Source organism: Bradyrhizobium sp. 153, from assembly GCF_023073835.1.
GTDB lineage: Bacteria > Pseudomonadota > Alphaproteobacteria > Rhizobiales > Xanthobacteraceae > Bradyrhizobium.
Genome location: NZ_JADPKH010000152.1, coordinates 168,403 through 183,781, shown reverse-complemented (window position 1 = coordinate 183,781; position 15,379 = coordinate 168,403). Strand labels below are relative to the sequence as shown.

The window sequence follows — 15,379 nt, the reverse complement described above, 5'->3', positions numbered from 1 at the left end:
CGGCGAGGCGCCGCTTTAGCGCCTCGACACAAATTTAGAGAGCAATCGAAGCGACAGCGTGCTTCAGCCCGCGGCCGCCTTCCTGATCCAGACCTTGTTGTCGTGGAATGCCGCCCCGCCGATCGGCGCGATGGTATCCGCGCCCGTCAGCATGTTGATGCCGCGGCCGCCGATATGACCCTTGTTCGGATGAACGGATTCGGCGATCAGAACGCCACGCTGCACGCCGTCGAACGTCGTTGCGACCAGCGTGGTCTCGCCGCGACTGTTGCCGAGCGTCACCGCATCGCCGCCCGCGATGTCGAGCGCGGCCGCATCCAGCGGATGGATCATCACGCTCGCCCTGCCCTCGCGCGCCTGCGAGGACGGCGTCTCGTTGAAAGTCGTGTTGAGGAAGCTGCGCGACGGGCTGGTGGCGAGCCGGAATGGATGGGCCTGATCACTGTGCTCGATCACCGCCCAATGATCCGGCAGCGACGGCATCTTGTCGAAATCGCCCATGGTCTGACCGAACGGCGGATGCGCCCAGTCGGCCCTGAAATGGAACTTTCCGTCGGCATGGGCGAAGCCGTCGAGATAATGCGAGGTGCGGAAATCGGGTTGCAGGTCGCGCCAGATATCAGCCTCCAAGCCGGCGATGTCGCCGTGATTGCTGAGCTTGAGCGTCGCGTCGATCAGTTCGCGGGGCGTCATGTCGAAACCCGGATGCTTCGCACCAAGCCGCGGCGCCAGCCCCTGCAAGACCTCGTGATTGGAGCGGCATTCGCCGGGTGCGTCGATCAGCTTGGGCCCGACCGAGATGTGCTGATGGCCACCGCCGTAATAGAGATCGTCATGCTCCATGAACATGGTCGCCGGCAGCACGATGTCGGCCATCTCGGCGGTCTCGGTCATGAACTGCTCGTGCACCGCGACGAAAAGATCCTCGCGCGCAAAGCCCTGCCGTACCAGCGCCTGCTCCGGCGCCACCGTCATCGGGTTCGTGTTCTGGATCAGCATCGCCTTGACCGGGCCCCTGCCCTGCAGGGCTTCGGCATCGCCGGTGAGGATGCGGCCGATCTGCGACTGGTCGAGCGCGCGCGTGGTCTTGTCGATCGCATCGTGGCCTTCGATGATAGATTCGTTGAAATGCCAGAGCGCGTAATTGTTGAAGAAGGCGCCGCCGCCTTCGTATTGCCAGGCGCCGGTCACGGCGGGAATGCAGAGCGCCGCATGCATCTGCGTCGCGCCGTTGCGCGAGCGGGTGAAGCCGTAACCGAGACGCAGGAAGGTCCGCTTGGTCTCGCCGACCGCCTTGGCAAAGGCCTCGATCTCGGCCACCGGCACGCCTGAGATGGCCGAGGCCCATTCGGGTGTGCGCGTCTTCAGATGCGCCTCGAGCTCACGAGGGCAATCGGTGTATTTGTCCATGTAGGCGCGGTCGGCATAGCCGTCGCGGAACAGGACATGCATCACGCCGCAGGCAAACGCGCCGTCGGTGCCGGGCCGCAGAATGATCTTGATATCAGCCTGCTTCATGGTCTCGTTGTCGTAGATGTCGACCGCAGCGATTCTGGCGCCGCGCTCCTTGCGCGCGCGCGAGGCGTGCGTCATCACGTTGACCTGGGTGTTGACGGGATTTGTGCCCCAGATCACGACGAGGTCGGACAGCGCCATCTCGCGCGGATCGACGCCGGCGATCTTGCCGGTGCCGATCGCGAACCCGATGCGCGCGACATTGGCGCAGATTGTCTGATAGAAGCGCGAATATTTCTTCACATGGGTGAGGCGATTGAGACCGTCGCGCATCACGAGGCCCATGGTGCCGGCGTAGTAATAGGGCCAGATCGATTCCGCGCCGAATTCGCGCTCGGCTTGATTGAAGCGATCGGCAATCTCATCCAGCGCCTCGTCCCAGGAGATCCGCGCAAACTGCCCAGAACCCTTCGGCCCAATGCGGCGCATCGGAAACGTCACCCGCTCGGGGTGATGGATGCGCTCGGCGTAGCGAGCGACCTTGGCGCAGACGACGCCGGCCGTATAGGTCTGCTGCTTCGAACCGCGGACCCGGCCGATGCTGCGGCCCTCGACCACCTCGACATCGAGGGCACAGGCCGAGGGACAATCATGCGGGCAGGTCGAATGGCGGATTTCGATCTTGGCGTGCTGGTTCATGTCCCAGTTCGTAACACCAAAATACCCGTCAGCCGAGGGCATTTATCCGGCAATGCCCATGCGATTTGCTCAGATCACGTGCGCTTCCGGTTCCTGCCGCGACTGCGAAGAGCGGCGCGGCCACACCGACACGGTCGCGATATTCCCGGCACGAGCGGCTTTGTGAGCCGTCGACAGTCCACATCCCCTGCCGCTACAGTGTCGGCCAACAAGAACGACATCAGGGAGGTGGGCATGAAAGCCCGAAGATTCATGCTGGCTCTGGCGGCCGGCGTGGTTGCCGCGTTGTCCGCGGCCTCCTCCTTGGCACAGGATTATCCGACCCGCTCGGTCCGCATCATCGTGCCCTTTGGCGCCGGCGGGCCTGCGGACGTCGCGGCCCGGCTGATCGGCAACGTGCTCCAGGAAAGCCTTGGCCAACCCTTCGTGATCGAGAACCGCACCGGCGCGGGCGGCGTCATCGGCACGGTCGAAGCGGCAAAGGCGGCCGCCGACGGCTACACGCTGTTGATGATGTCCAATACCCAGACCGCGAACGAATCCCTGCTGACGCCGGACAAGCGCAAATACGAGCTGATGCGCGATCTCGCGCCGGTCGCGCCGGTGAACTCTTCCGATCTCGTCATCGTGGTGAATCCGCAAGTCGCAGCAAAGACGTTGCAGGAATTCATCGCGCTCGCTAGGGCGCAGCCAGGCAAACTGAACTACGCCTCCTCCGGCCAGGGCACGCCCTATCACATGGCCGGCGAGCTGTTCAAAGTCATGGCCGGCGTCGATATCGTCCATGTGCCTTATCGCAACAGTGGCGAGGCGCGCAGCGGCGTGATCGGCGGACAGGTGCAGATGATGATCGACGCCGTGCCGGCAATGGCGCCGAACATCGGTGAGAACCAGGTCCGCGCGCTCGCCACCACCGGCAAGCAGCGCTCGGCCGTGCTGCCGAACGTGCCGACCGCGATCGAGGCCGGGGTGCCTGGCTACGAGGCGACGATCTGGCTCGGCCTGATGGCGCCGGCGGGGACGCCGAAGCCTGTCATCGACAAGCTCAACGCGGCCGTCAACGCAATGGTAAAGCGGCCCGACATCATCAGGCTCTGGACAGAACAAGGTGCCGTGCCCATGTCGATGACGCCGGAACAGTTCGAAAAATTCCTGCGCGGCGACATCGAGAAATGGGCCGACGTGGTCAAGAAGTTCGACAAGTCGTGAGGCCTTAGCGCGAGAATGCCTGCCATTCAATTCCAGCTCAACGGCGCAGCGATGGCTGTGGATGTCGATCCTGATCAGATCCTGCTCGACGTGCTACGCAGCCGGCTCGGTGTCAACAGTGCGCATTTCGGCTGCGGCGCCGGTGAGTGCGGCGCCTGTTACGTCATGGTCGACGGCCGCGCGATGGCTTCATGCGACATGCCGATGTGGTCGGTCGCCGGCAAGGACGTCATCACGGTGGAGGGCCTCGGCACGGTCGAGCAACCGCACGCGCTGCAACGTGCCTTCATCTGCGAACAGGCGATGCAATGCGGCTATTGCGTATCGGGGATCCTGATCAGCGCTGCGGCGCTGCTGAAGCGCAATCCGTCACCGACAGAGGCCGAGGTTAGAGCCGCGCTGGACTGCAATCTGTGCCGCTGCGGATCGCACAACCGCATGGTCCGCGCCGTGCTGCGGGCGGCATCGGAGATGGCGACGTCATGAATGTGTCGCCCCCTGCCCCGAAGCTGTCGGCCAGCCTCGCAGCCAATCCAAAACTATCGTCCTGGGTGCGATTCACCGCCGACGGCCGGGTAGCGATCTCGCCCGGCAAAGTGGAAATCGGCCAGGGCATCGTCACGGCGCTGGCGCAAATTGCGGCGGACGAGCTCGATCTCGATATCATCAGGATCGAGATGATCCGCGCCTCGACGGCAATGAGCCCGAACGAAGGCGTCACCTCGGGCAGCCTGTCGATCCAGCAATCCGGCCGCGCACTGCGCCACGCCTGCGCCGAGGTGCGCCAGCGCTTCCTCACTGCTGCATCGGAGCGCTTCGGCGTCGATGCGGCGCTGCTCCGTATCGATGACGGCACGATCTCGGGACCGGGCAATGTCAGCACCAGCTATTGGGAGCTGGCTGGCGAGGTCTCGCTGGACCACGACGTCACCGCGGGCGCGACAGCGAAAAGCGCCACCGAGCGTCTCGTCGCCGGACATTCCGTGCAGCGCGTCGACATTCCCGACAAGGTGTTCGCGCGGCCGCGCTTCATCCACGACTGGGCACTGCCGGGCCTGCTGCACGGACGCGTGCTGCGGCCGGATGTCTCGGGCGCCAGATTGATTGCGCTCAATGAGGAGGCTGCGCGCGCTGTCCCCGCTCTCGTCACGATCGTTCGCGACGGCGGCTTTGCCGGCGTGGTTGCTGACAGCGAGGCAGCGGCGGAAGCCGCTCTGAAAGCCTTACGCAAGGGCGCGACATGGTCGGCCGGCGATGCGCTGCCCGATGAAGATGATTTGACGGGCTTCCTAAGAAGCCAGCCGGTCGAGACCACCATCATCGAGATCAGGACCGCGGCGGCGACGAACAAGCCGGCCCAAACCCTGCGCCGGCAATACACCCGCCCTTACATCGCACACGGCTCGATCGCGCCGTCCTGCGCCATGGCGCAATGGGATGGCGATCGCGTCCATGTCTGGACCCACAGCCAGGGCATCTATCTGCTGCGCGCCGATCTCGCGATCGTGCTGAAGCTGCCGGCCGGGAACATCGTCGTCGAGCACATGGAGGGCGCCGGCTGCTACGGACACAACGCGGCCGACGACGTCGCGCTCGACGCCGTGCTGCTGGCAAAGGCTGCCGGCGGCCATCCGGTGCGGGTGCAATGGTCGCGCCATGACGAGATGTCCCATGCCCCGTTCGGTGCGGCCATGGCTATCGAGATCGAGGCCGATGTCGACGCCGACAACGAGATCGTCGGCTGGCGTCACACCATCTGGAGCAACGGCCACGCGGCGCGGCCGGGGCGCGCGGCGCAGCCGGCGCTGCTTGCCGCGACTGAGATCGCAAATCCCTACCCGCGCATGATCTCGTCCAACCCGCCGGTCGCCAATGGCGGCGGCGCTGATCGCAACTCCGTTCCACTCTATGACCTCCCGGCCTGGACGATCACGAGCCACCGATTGCTGACGATGCCGGTACGCACCTCGGCGCTGCGGACCCTCGGCGCACAAGGCAATGTGTTCGCCATCGAATCCCTGCTGGACGAGATCGCCGCCCTGCGCGGCGAGGACCCGATCGCATTCCGTTTGCGCCATCTGCGCGACGAGCGCGCCAAGGACGTCATCCGCGCCGCTGCGCAACGCGCGGCGTGGAAACCGCAGAAGCGAATCGGCATCGGTCACGGCGTCGGCTTTGCGCGCTATAAGAACATGGGAGCCTACTGCGCCGCGATTGCCGAAATCGACCGACGACATCCGCGTGAAGCGGCTGACGCTTGCCGTCGACGTTGGCGAAGCCATCAATCCGGACGGCGCCATCAACCAGATCGAGGGCGGCGCGATCCAGGCAACGAGCTGGGTGCTGAAGGAGCGTGTCCGCTTCGACCGGGTGCGAATCACATCGACGTCCTGGACCGACTACCCGATCCTGAGATTCAGCGAAGTGCCGGCAGTGGATGTCGAACTCATCCAGCGGCCGGAGATCGAGCCGGTCGGCGCCGGTGAAGCCGCGCACGGCCCGGTGACGGCAGCGATCGCCAATGCGGTCTACGACTGCCTCGGCGTGCGTGTGCGCGACCTGCCAATCACGCGCGACAGGATCATTGCAGCTGCGGAGCTTGCATCGTGACGACAGTGAACATTTTGAGCGGCGGCGCAGCGCAAGGGCTGGTGCGCGGCCTCACCGACGCCTTCAAGGCGCAGACCGGCCTCAGTATCGACGGCGAATTTGGCGCGGTCGGTATCATGGCCGACAGGTTGCGCGCGGGAAAACCGGCGGACCTCGTGATCCTGACGCAAGCCCTTCTTGCAAAGCTCACCGGGGAAAAGCTTGTCACGGCCTCCTCGATCGCTGATATCGGCCAAGTCGAGACTGCACTGGCGGTCCGCAACCGAGATCCCGGGGTGACGGTGAGGACCGAATCCGATCTGCGTGAGGTCTTACGCAGCGCCGATGCGATCTACGTCCCCGATACCAAGGCTTCGACGGCGGGACAGCATGTCGCCAAGGTGCTGGATCAGCTCGGCATTGGCTATGAGGTCGCGTCACGCCTCATGATCTTTCCGAACGGAGCGACTGCGATGCGGGAGCTCGCGGCGTCCACCGCGCAAAGGCCGATCGGCTGCACGCAGGCGACCGAGATCATCGCAACCGACGGCATCGCGCTATCGGGATCGCTGCCGCCGGGCTGCGAGCTCGTGACCATGTACACGGCCGGCGCGACAGCGCGGGCCGCGCATCCAAAGGAGGCCGCCGCGCTGATCGCCCTGCTGACTGGCGCAGAGCAGAAGGAGCTGCGCCGCCGCGTGGGCTTTACTTGCTAGATGCGGATGGCCGCCTATTTGTGCAGCTGGGTAAGGCCTGTCGGTGGGCCGTCCACGGCCGTCCAGCCGCCGTCGACGAACATCGTGCTGCCGCTGACATAACTCGCGGCGTCCGAGGCGAGATAGGCCACCGCGGTGGCGACCTCGTCGGCGCTGCTCCAGCGGTTGAACACGGTGTGGCCGGCGTAGAGATTGTAGATGTCAGGCCGCTGCTTGAACGGGCCGGTCAACGCGGTCTCGGCGATGCTCGGCGCGATCGCATTGACGCGCACGCCGGCATGCCCGACCTCGGAGGCAAAGCCCTTCACCAGAAGGCCGATCGCCGCTTTGGTCGAGCCATAGACGCCGAGGCCCGGCTCGATCGTGACTGCGCGCACCGAGGAGCAGGCGATGATGCTGCCGCCCTTCTGCTCGACCATGATGCGGCCAAAGGCCTGGAAGAACCAGACCGTGCCTTTGACGTTGAGGTTCAGGACGCGATCGAGATCCTCCTCGGTATAGTCGAGGATGGTCTTGCGGATATTGAGCCCGGGCGTCGTCACGGCGATGTCGAGCCGCGGAAACTTCTGCATCACGGTTTTGGCCAGCGCCTTGACGTCCGCGGCGCTTGCGGCGTCGCAGCTCGCCGCTTCCGCCCAGCCGCCCTTGTCGCGAATGCCGGCGGCGGTCGCTCCCGCCGCGTCGAGCGCGCGATCGGCGCAAACGACGCGGGCACCGAGCCCGGCCAGCGCCTCGGCCGACGACTTGCCGATGCCGGATGCGGCGCCGAGAACGACTGCGGTCTTGCCGGTGAGATCGAAAAGCTTGCGATAGTCCGTCACTGATAGCTCCTCCCTGGTGCTGCTATCCCTTGTAGCCCATCAGCAGGCGAGGCAGCCACAGCGAGAACGCAGGGACGTAGGTCACGAACATCAGTGCTGCGATCAGCGCGGCATAGAACGGCAGGATGGTGCGCATCACCGCGCCGACCGAGATGCCGCCGATGGCGCAGCCCACGAACTGCGTCGTTCCAACCGGTGGCGTGTTCAGCCCCAGCGCGCAATTGATCAGCATCAGCATGCCGAACTGCACCGGATCCATGCCCGCCTTCATCGCGATCGGCAGGAAGATCGGGGTGCAGATCAGGATGGTCGCGGCCATGTCCATGAACGTGCCGAGCACGAACAGGATGACGTTGATGAGCAGGAAGATGATCCAGGGTTGGGTCGAGACCTTGCTCATCATCGCGCCGGCGAGATCGGCGACTTCATACAGCCCCATCAGATACTGGAACATGGTGGAGACGCCGATCAGCAACAGCACCACGCCGGTCGTCTTCACCGCCTTGGCGGCGGCACGCAGGAAGTTGCCCCAGGTCATGGTGCGGTAGATGAAGAACGTCAGCAGGATCGTGTAGGTGACCGCGACGGCTGCCGATTCAGTGGCCGTGAAGACGCCGGATAAGATGCCCGCCAGGATGATGCCGACGATCAGAAGGCCAGGCAGCGCGGCGGCGAGCGAGCGGAAGACCTCGGCCCAGCCTGGAAACTTGCCGGCCGGATAGCCGCGCTTCACCGCGACTGCGTAGGCGGCAACCAGCATGCACACCATCAGCACCAGCGCCGGCAGCAGGCCGGCGGCGATCAGCGCGCCGATCGAGACCTTGCCGCCGGCGGCCAGGGCATAGATGATCATGTTGTGGCTGGTCGGCATCAAGGCTCCAACCAGCGAGGCGTGGGTGGTGACGTTGACGGCGTAGTCGGTGTCGAAACCCTCCTTCTTCATCATCGGGATCATCACCGCGCCCATCGCCGACACGTCGGCCACTGGCGAGCCGGAGACGCCGCCGAACAGCGTGCAGGCGACAACGTTGGACATGCCGAGCCCGCCGCGGATGTGCCCGACGAGATTTTTGGCGAGCTGCACGATCTTGTCGGCGACGCCGCCATGCAGCATCAGCTCACCGCTGAAGACGAAGAACGGAATGGCGAGGAACGAGAAAATGTTCATCCCCGACATCATCTGCTGGAAGATGACGGCAACCGGCAGACCTTCGTAGAGGATGGTGCAGATCGCCGAGAGGCCAATCGCGAAGGCGACGGGGACGCCGAGGATCAGGAAGCCGAAGAACGTGGCGCCGAGGATGATCAGTTCCATGAGGGGACGACCTCTTCGCCGCGCAGGAGAGCAACGATATGCTCGATTGAAAAGGAGACGATCAGGACACCGGAGGCGATCAGCGGCACGTAACGGATCACCTCCGGCAGGCCGAGATTGGGGATCTTCACCGTTCCAACCGACGCCCCCAGGATCCAGCCGTTATAGGCCATCGCAATGCCGAACACGGCCACCAGGACGTGGATCACGAGCTCGATCTTCTCCCGCATGTGATCCGGTAGCATCACCAGGAGACTGTCCATGCCGATGTGTCCGGCATCGCGCACACCGACAGCGGCGCCGATCAAGGTGACATACAGGATCAGAACCAGCGCGAGGTTCTCCGTCCAGGTCGGGCTCGAATTGAGCACGTAACGCCCGAACACCTGGTAGAACACGATGATGACGATGCCGAGCAGGCCGGTCACGGACAGATACATGCCCGCGCGCGCGACGGGAGCATTGACCCGCGACAGCAAGCCGGTGGACGGGCGTCCGGCGACCGCCTCGTGGCTTGCGACGTGTGGATCTGTCATCCCGTGTCTCCCCGCGAGGGTCCGGCATCGCACGCTAGGCGACTCCGGACCCGACACCGCTGTGCTTACTTCGTGTCCTGGATGCGCTTGACGAGGCTCTGGAGCTTCTCGTCGCCGGCGAACTTCGTGTAGACCGGCTTCATCGCCTCGACGAATTCCGCCTTGTTGGCGATGGTCACGACCTGAACGCCGGCCGCCTCGACGGTCTTGCGGGAGGCGTGCTCGCGCTCGTCCCAGAGCTTGCGCATGACAGGCACCGATTCCTTGGCCGCCTTGCGGACCATCGCCTGATCTTCCTTGCTCAGGGTGTCCCAGACCTTCTTCGACATCACGAGAACTTCCGGCGCCAGCGAGTGCTCGGTGACATTGTAGAACTTGGCGGCCTCGAAATGGCGCGAGGACTCATAGGACGGCCAGTTGTTCTCGGCAGCGTCCACGAGGCCGGTCTTGAGAGCGGTATAGACCTCGCCATAGGGCATCGGCGTCGGGTTGGCCCCGAGGCTCTGGATCATACCGACCCACAGATCGGATTGCTGGACGCGGATCTTCAGGCCCTTGAGGTCGGCGAGCGACTTGACCGGTGCCTTGACGGTGTAGATGGACCGGGCCCCGCTATCATAATAGGCAAGGCCGACCAGTCCCGCCGGCTCCATCGCCGCCAGGATCTCATCGCCGATGGGACCGTCAAGGACGGTGCGCATGTGCTGCGTGTCCCGGAAGACGAAAGGCAGGCACAACGCGATGGTTTCCGGCACGAAATTGTTCAGCGGCGATGCGTTGATCCGCATCATGTCGAGAGCGCCGATCTTGAGCTGCTCGATGGTATCCTTCTCGGAGCCCAGGGCTCCGTTGGGAAACACCTTCACGCCGAGCTTGCCGCCGCTCGCCGCCGCGAGCTGCTTGCCCATGAACTTGACGGCCTCAACGGTCGGATAATCGACGGGGTGGATGTCGGCGGAGCGGAAATCGCGTGCGGTCGCCAGGGGCGCTGAGACCGCCAAGGCAACGGCTGTGATGATACCGGTGAGCGTCTTCATCTGGGCTTTCCTCCTGGTCGATTGAGTTGATTATGTCGTTGTCGGCCGGCTGCGGGCCGCCTGGGGTCGCTCCACTTCAGGTGTGAAGTCAAGCGCCAATGTCGTCCGTAGGGCGGGCGGCATTCTGAGTCCAAGCCAAATCCAGCATTGATCAATGCCAGACTTGCATCGATCAATTTCGGGCGCAATTCGCATTATGGTGGGGTACGGCGGGCTGGCTCGACGTCGCCGGCAGGTGACTTGACGCCGCCTACCGAGCCCCCTCAACATGTTCGAAACAGCGGACCATATCGAGGGAAATGCCCATGCCGCGGAAGCTGATCGATATCTCAGTGCCGCTCCGAAACGACGTGACTGCCGATCCGCCAGGCAACCATCCGGCGATCCAGTACATCGATCACCAACAGGGCCTGCCGCGCATGCTGCAGTTCTTCGACGGCCTCAAGGCGGAAAACCTTCCGGATGGCCAGGGCTGGGCCGTCGAGCAGGTCGCGCTGTCGACCCATAACGGGACGCATCTCGATGCGCCCTGGCACTTCCATCCGACGATGAACCGCGGCGAACGGTCGTGGACGATCGACGAAGTGCCGCTGGAATGGTGCTTTCAACCCGGCGTGAAGCTCGACTTCCGGCATCTGCCCGATGGCTATGTGGCGAGCGCCGACGATGTCGAGAAGGAGCTGAAACGGATCGGACACACGCTGTCCCCGCTGGAGATCGTGGTCGTCAACACCAGCGCCGGCGCGAAATTCGGCCAAGCCGATTACGTCAATTCCGGCTGCGGCATGGGCTATGAGGCCACGATGTACCTGCTCGAACGCGGCGTCCGCCTGACCGGCACCGATGGCTGGAGCTGGGACGCGCCGTTCGTCTACACCGCGAAGAAATATGCCGAAACAAGGGATGCCGGCCTGATCTGGGAAGGCCACAAGGCAGGGCGGCACATCGGCTATTGCCATCTCGAGAAGCTGCACAACCTCGATCAATTGCCCTCGACCGGCTTCACGGTCTCATGCTTCCCGGTCAAGATCGAACGCGCCTCCGCCGGTTGGACCCGCGCGGTCGCCATCCTCGACGATCAGGTCTGAGATATCACTCGCCGGAGAGGCCGCTCTCCGCGAGTTCGCGCAGCGCATCGATATCCAGCACAACGATGGCGCCGTGCTCGAGACGAACCCAATTGCGGCCGGCCCAGGCGCGCAATTGCTTGTTGATGCTCTCGCGCGTCATGCCCACCATCTCGCTGATCTCCTGCTGGGTGATCGCGAGTGTGCCGCTGCCGGAGTCGAACTTGCGCTCCTCGGTGAGACCGATCAGCGCGCTGGCGAGCCGGCCCGGCAGGTTCTGCAGGATCACCTGCTCGACCTGCTGGCTGGTCCAGCGCAGGCGGGCGCAGAGCAGCTCGATGAATTTCATCGCCAGCGCCGGCTGGCTCTTCACGAATGGCAGGAAATCCCGGCGATCGATGATGTAGAGCTCGCAATTGGTGTTCGCGGTCGCATCCGCCGACCTCGGCGCGCCGTCGAGCACCGCGATCTCGCCAAAGATCTCTCCGGGACCGATCAGATTGAGAATGGCATTCCGCCCATCCGGCGACGAAGAGGAGATCTTCACCGTTCCCGAAATCACCGCGAACAGATTGTTGCCGGGATCGCCCTTGGCGGCGATCGTCGCGCCGCGCTTCACGGTTGTGTGCTTGGCATAGCGGCAGAGCTGATCGAGCGCCTCCGGCTCCAGATCTGCGAAGATCGGGTGCTTGCGCAGAACCGATAGTTTGTTGCCCGCTGACTGTCGGGGGTCGCCGGTCTTGTCCTGAGGCACGCCACGGGGCTCCTAAGACTGCGAGGCATCGAGGTTCCTGCGTAGTCAACGTTATCAGGCTTTTCAACCGGAAAGCATGGGCGCGGTTTTAGGCAAATGCCGCGAAAATGCCGCGGTTAGGCGAAAGGGCGGCATCCGAAGGAGCGTCATGCATTCAGGTCGCTGCAGAATTGCAGGCAATGCAAGTCGCGATTGCGTTGAGGCGCTGCCGAACGGCCGAAACTGGTCGGGCGGGCATCGGTCGGCCAAGGGTGCTGTCACATCACCGGCTGAAGCCCCTCCTAGCGGGTGAGCTCAGAGCTTCAGCCTGACTTCGCAGATATCAGGCTCAGTCCGATCCGGCTTGATCTCGAAGCCGAGCTGGCGGCACATCTCGAGCATCACGATGTTCTCCTGGAGCACGTCGCCCGATATGGTCTTGAGCCCTTCCGACTTCGCGTAGTCGATGATCAGCTGCATCAGGGCCCATCCTAATCCCCTGCCCTTGAGATCGGACCGCAGCAGGATGGCATATTCGCCGCTTTCGTAGATCGAGTCCGAGTGGAGCCGGACGACGCCGACCATCTCACCGGTCTCCTCGGCGAATGCGATGAAGGCCATCGCACGCGCATAGTCGAGCTGGGTCAGGCGCGCGATGAACTCGTGGGTGAACTCCTTCATGGGCGCGAAGAAGCGCAGGCGGAGGTCGTGCGGCGTGACGTGACGCAGGAATTCGTGGATGGTCGGCTCGTCCTCCGGGCGCAAGGGCCGCACGAAGATACGCCAGCCGTCCTTCAGTACAAGGCGGCGCTCCCATTGCGACGGATAGGCCCGAACGGCGAAATTGGCCGGGCCGGAGCCGGCGAACTTCCGCTGCGGCGGCGCCACGGCGACGCGGGCATCGACCGCAGTGACACCGGTTTCGTCCGCGAGTAGCGGGTTGATGTCGAATTCGCTGATTTCGGGAATGTCGGCGGCCATCTGCGCCAGCTTAACCAGCACCGTGGCGACGGCATCCGGCTTCACTGCCGGTACGTCTCGGTAGGCGCGAAGCAGCCGTGACACGCGCGTGCGATCGATCAGATCGCGGGCGAGTTGCAAGTCGAGCGGCGGAAGCGCAAGCGCCTTGTCGTTGATGATCTCCACAGCCGTCCCGCCCCGGCCGAAGACGACGACGGTGCCGAAGGTGGGGTCATCGGCAAGACCGAGGATCAGCTCGCGCGCCTTCGCCTTGACCACCATCGCTTGCACGATGACGCCGCCGATGCGGGCTTCAGGACGCAGTTTTCTGGCCCGGTCGAGAATATCGGTGGCAGCCGCGCGCACCGCATCCGGCGTGGTCAGATTGAGAACGACGCCGCCGACATCCGATTTGTGGACGATGTCACGCGACATGATCTTCAGCACGACAGTCAGGCCTTGCGCGAACATGTCGCGCGCATAGGCCACCGCCTGCTCGACATTGGTCGCAGCATAGGTCGGCACCATCGCGATGTCGTAGGTTTCGAGCAGGTGCTTGATCTCGACCGGCTCGAGCCATTTGCGGCCGTCGGCGATCGCAGCAGTGACGATCCGCTTCGCGGCCAGCGCGTCCGGCACGAACGTATCGGGCATCGCCGGCGGAACCTGGCTCAGCTCCTCCACCACCTCGCGGTGCCGGACCAGATACATGAAGCCGCGCACGGCATCGTCCTCGGTCGGGTAGTTCGGAATGCCCGCGCCGGAGAGCGTCTGAATAATGTCTTGATCGGCTCCGACCCAGGCGGCAAGGACGGGCTTTGCCCATTGGCGGTGCTGCTCGCGGTATTTTCTGACGAACTCCGTCACGCTCGTGGCGATGTCGGCCGCTGAGGCGATCGCCGTCTGCACGTTGAGGACAAGCACGGCATCATTGTCGGGATCGGCGAGCAGCACCTCCAGCGCCGCCGCGTAGCGCGAGGCGTCGGCGTCGCCCACGATGTCGACGGGATTTGCACCGGACCAGGTCGGCGGCAGCACGTCATCGAGCTTCCTGCGCCCGTCCGCCGAGATCGACGCCGGGATTCCGCCAAGCTCGACCAATCGATCGATGGCAAGGACGCCGATGCCACCGCCATTGGTCAGGATAGCAAGGCGCTTGCCCGTCGGCGATTCAACGCGGCCGAGCGTCTCGGCGCAATCGAACAGCTCGCGCAGATCGGAGACCCGCAGCGCGCCCGCGCGGCGGAACGCCGCGTCATAGACGGCGTCGGCGCCGGCGAGCGCGCCGGTATGCGTGGCCGCGGCCTTCGCCCCCTGCGCCATCCGGCCGGACTTCACCAGGACGACCGGTTTCACGCGCGCGGCGGCGCGCGCCGCCGACATGAACTTGCGAGCGTCCTTGATAGCTTCGATATAGAGCAGGATCGCGCGGGTCTTGTGATCCATCGCGAAATAGTCCAGCAAATCGGCAAGGTCGACATCGATCTGATCGCCGATCGAGACAATGCCGGAGAAACCGACGCCGCGCTGCGCCGCCCAATCGACCATGCCGGCCGCGATCGCGCCCGATTGCGAGATCAGCGCGAGACTTCCCGCGCCTGGCATGTGTGCTGCGAAGCTGGCATTGAGGCTCACTCCAGGCATCATGATGCCGAGACAATTTGGACCAATCAGCCGCATGCCGTATTTGCGGGCAGCAGTGATAGCAGCCTCGTGCAGGGATCCCGGTCCGTGGCCGAGCCCGGCCGAGACGATCAGCGCGCCCGCCGACCCGCGACGTCCGGCCTGGTCGATGATGCCGGGAACTTCCCGCGCCGGCGCAGTAATGATCACGAGCTCGGGGACGAAGTCCAACCTGTCCAGATTCTTCACCGCGGCTATGCCGCCGATCTCGGCGTGACGCGGATTGACCAGGCCGAATTCCCCTTTGAATTCTGCGCTGCGGATGTTCTCCAGGACGGCGCGTCCCACGGAGACCGGGCGGGCACTCGCGCCGATCAGCGCGAGGGAACGCGGCGACAGCAGATTCTTGAGGCGGTAGGTCGACATGAAAGCAAATGCGCCCGGTCGCTGGCGGTTCCGATGGTGGAAGATCGCGCCGCAAACTGTTCGGCTTAGTGCGAGATCATAACCCAGCAGGGTGGCTGGCCAATGACGGTCTTTATCACACCGCCCCTAACGTTCAGACGCGAATGATGGCGGATCGCTTTTCCTTGGCCGCCAGAGTAGTCCGGCTTTCGTC

Annotated in this window: 11 protein-coding genes and 1 pseudogene; 5 read left to right on the top strand and 7 right to left on the bottom strand. The window is 64.3% G+C overall.

Translation table 11 applies throughout. The features are described from left to right. Positions 1–63: 63 nt before the first annotated feature. On the bottom strand, positions 64–2,154 hold the full coding sequence (locus IVA91_RS34680; RefSeq protein ID WP_247460606.1) for a molybdopterin-dependent oxidoreductase: 2,091 nt from the start codon (positions 2,152–2,154) through the stop codon (positions 64–66). Between the two features lie 234 nt (positions 2,155–2,388). Here IVA91_RS34680 and IVA91_RS34675 point away from each other — a divergent pair, with 234 nt between their 5' ends. From IVA91_RS34675 to IVA91_RS34650, 4 genes and pseudogenes are all read left to right on the top strand, one after another. Continuing rightward, positions 2,389–3,363, top strand: a complete 975-nt coding sequence (locus tag IVA91_RS34675; RefSeq protein ID WP_247460604.1) for a tripartite tricarboxylate transporter substrate binding protein — start codon at positions 2,389–2,391, stop codon at positions 3,361–3,363. Positions 3,364–3,378: 15 nt separating this feature from the next. Next, entirely contained in the window at positions 3,379–3,849 is a 471-nt protein-coding gene (locus tag IVA91_RS34670; RefSeq protein ID WP_247451071.1) for a (2Fe-2S)-binding protein, read from the top strand. Next, a pseudogene (locus IVA91_RS34665) lies at positions 3,846–5,973 on the top strand (molybdopterin cofactor-binding domain-containing protein). Before IVA91_RS34670 ends, IVA91_RS34665 begins: the two are co-directional and overlap by 4 nt. Continuing rightward, complete coding sequence (locus IVA91_RS34650; RefSeq protein ID WP_247451075.1) at positions 5,970–6,668, top strand: substrate-binding domain-containing protein; 699 nt, start codon at positions 5,970–5,972, stop codon at positions 6,666–6,668. The pseudogene IVA91_RS34665 and the gene IVA91_RS34650 overlap by 4 nt, the downstream one beginning before the upstream one ends. Before the next feature lie 14 nt (positions 6,669–6,682). Here the strand turns inward: IVA91_RS34650 and IVA91_RS34645 are convergent, their stop codons facing one another. The 4 genes from IVA91_RS34645 to IVA91_RS34630 all read right to left on the bottom strand — a co-directional run bounded on the left by IVA91_RS34645 (position 6,683) and on the right by IVA91_RS34630 (position 10,377). Next, positions 6,683–7,489 carry an SDR family oxidoreductase gene (locus IVA91_RS34645; RefSeq protein ID WP_247451077.1) on the bottom strand — a complete coding sequence of 269 codons (807 nt, stop codon included), beginning with the start codon at positions 7,487–7,489 and terminating at the stop codon, positions 6,683–6,685. Between the two features lie 22 nt (positions 7,490–7,511). Continuing rightward, on the bottom strand, positions 7,512–8,804 hold the full coding sequence (locus IVA91_RS34640) for a TRAP transporter large permease (protein ID WP_247303475.1): 1,293 nt from the start codon (positions 8,802–8,804) through the stop codon (positions 7,512–7,514). Next, complete coding sequence (locus tag IVA91_RS34635) at positions 8,795–9,340, bottom strand: TRAP transporter small permease (protein WP_247451079.1); 546 nt, start codon at positions 9,338–9,340, stop codon at positions 8,795–8,797. The genes IVA91_RS34640 and IVA91_RS34635 overlap by 10 nt, the downstream gene beginning before the upstream one ends. A gap of 65 nt (positions 9,341–9,405) precedes the next feature. Next, entirely contained in the window at positions 9,406–10,377 is a 972-nt protein-coding gene (locus tag IVA91_RS34630; RefSeq protein WP_247451081.1) for a TRAP transporter substrate-binding protein, read from the bottom strand. Between the two features lie 305 nt (positions 10,378–10,682). Between IVA91_RS34630 and IVA91_RS34625 the strand changes: the two genes are divergently transcribed. Continuing rightward, entirely contained in the window at positions 10,683–11,465 is a 783-nt protein-coding gene (locus IVA91_RS34625) for a cyclase family protein (RefSeq protein ID WP_247460602.1), read from the top strand. Positions 11,466–11,469: 4 nt separating this feature from the next. Here the strand turns inward: IVA91_RS34625 and IVA91_RS34620 are convergent, their stop codons facing one another. Together IVA91_RS34620 and IVA91_RS34615 are read right to left on the bottom strand one after the other, a co-directional pair. Next, the gene (locus IVA91_RS34620; protein WP_247280613.1) at positions 11,470–12,198 is read right to left on the bottom strand and encodes a Crp/Fnr family transcriptional regulator; all 729 of its coding nucleotides are present in this window, start codon (positions 12,196–12,198) and stop codon (positions 11,470–11,472) included. A gap of 294 nt (positions 12,199–12,492) precedes the next feature. Beyond that, a complete protein-coding gene (locus tag IVA91_RS34615; RefSeq protein ID WP_247460600.1) occupies positions 12,493–15,186 on the bottom strand; it encodes a bifunctional acetate--CoA ligase family protein/GNAT family N-acetyltransferase in 2,694 nt (897 codons plus the stop codon). Positions 15,187–15,379: the final 193 nt, after the last annotated feature.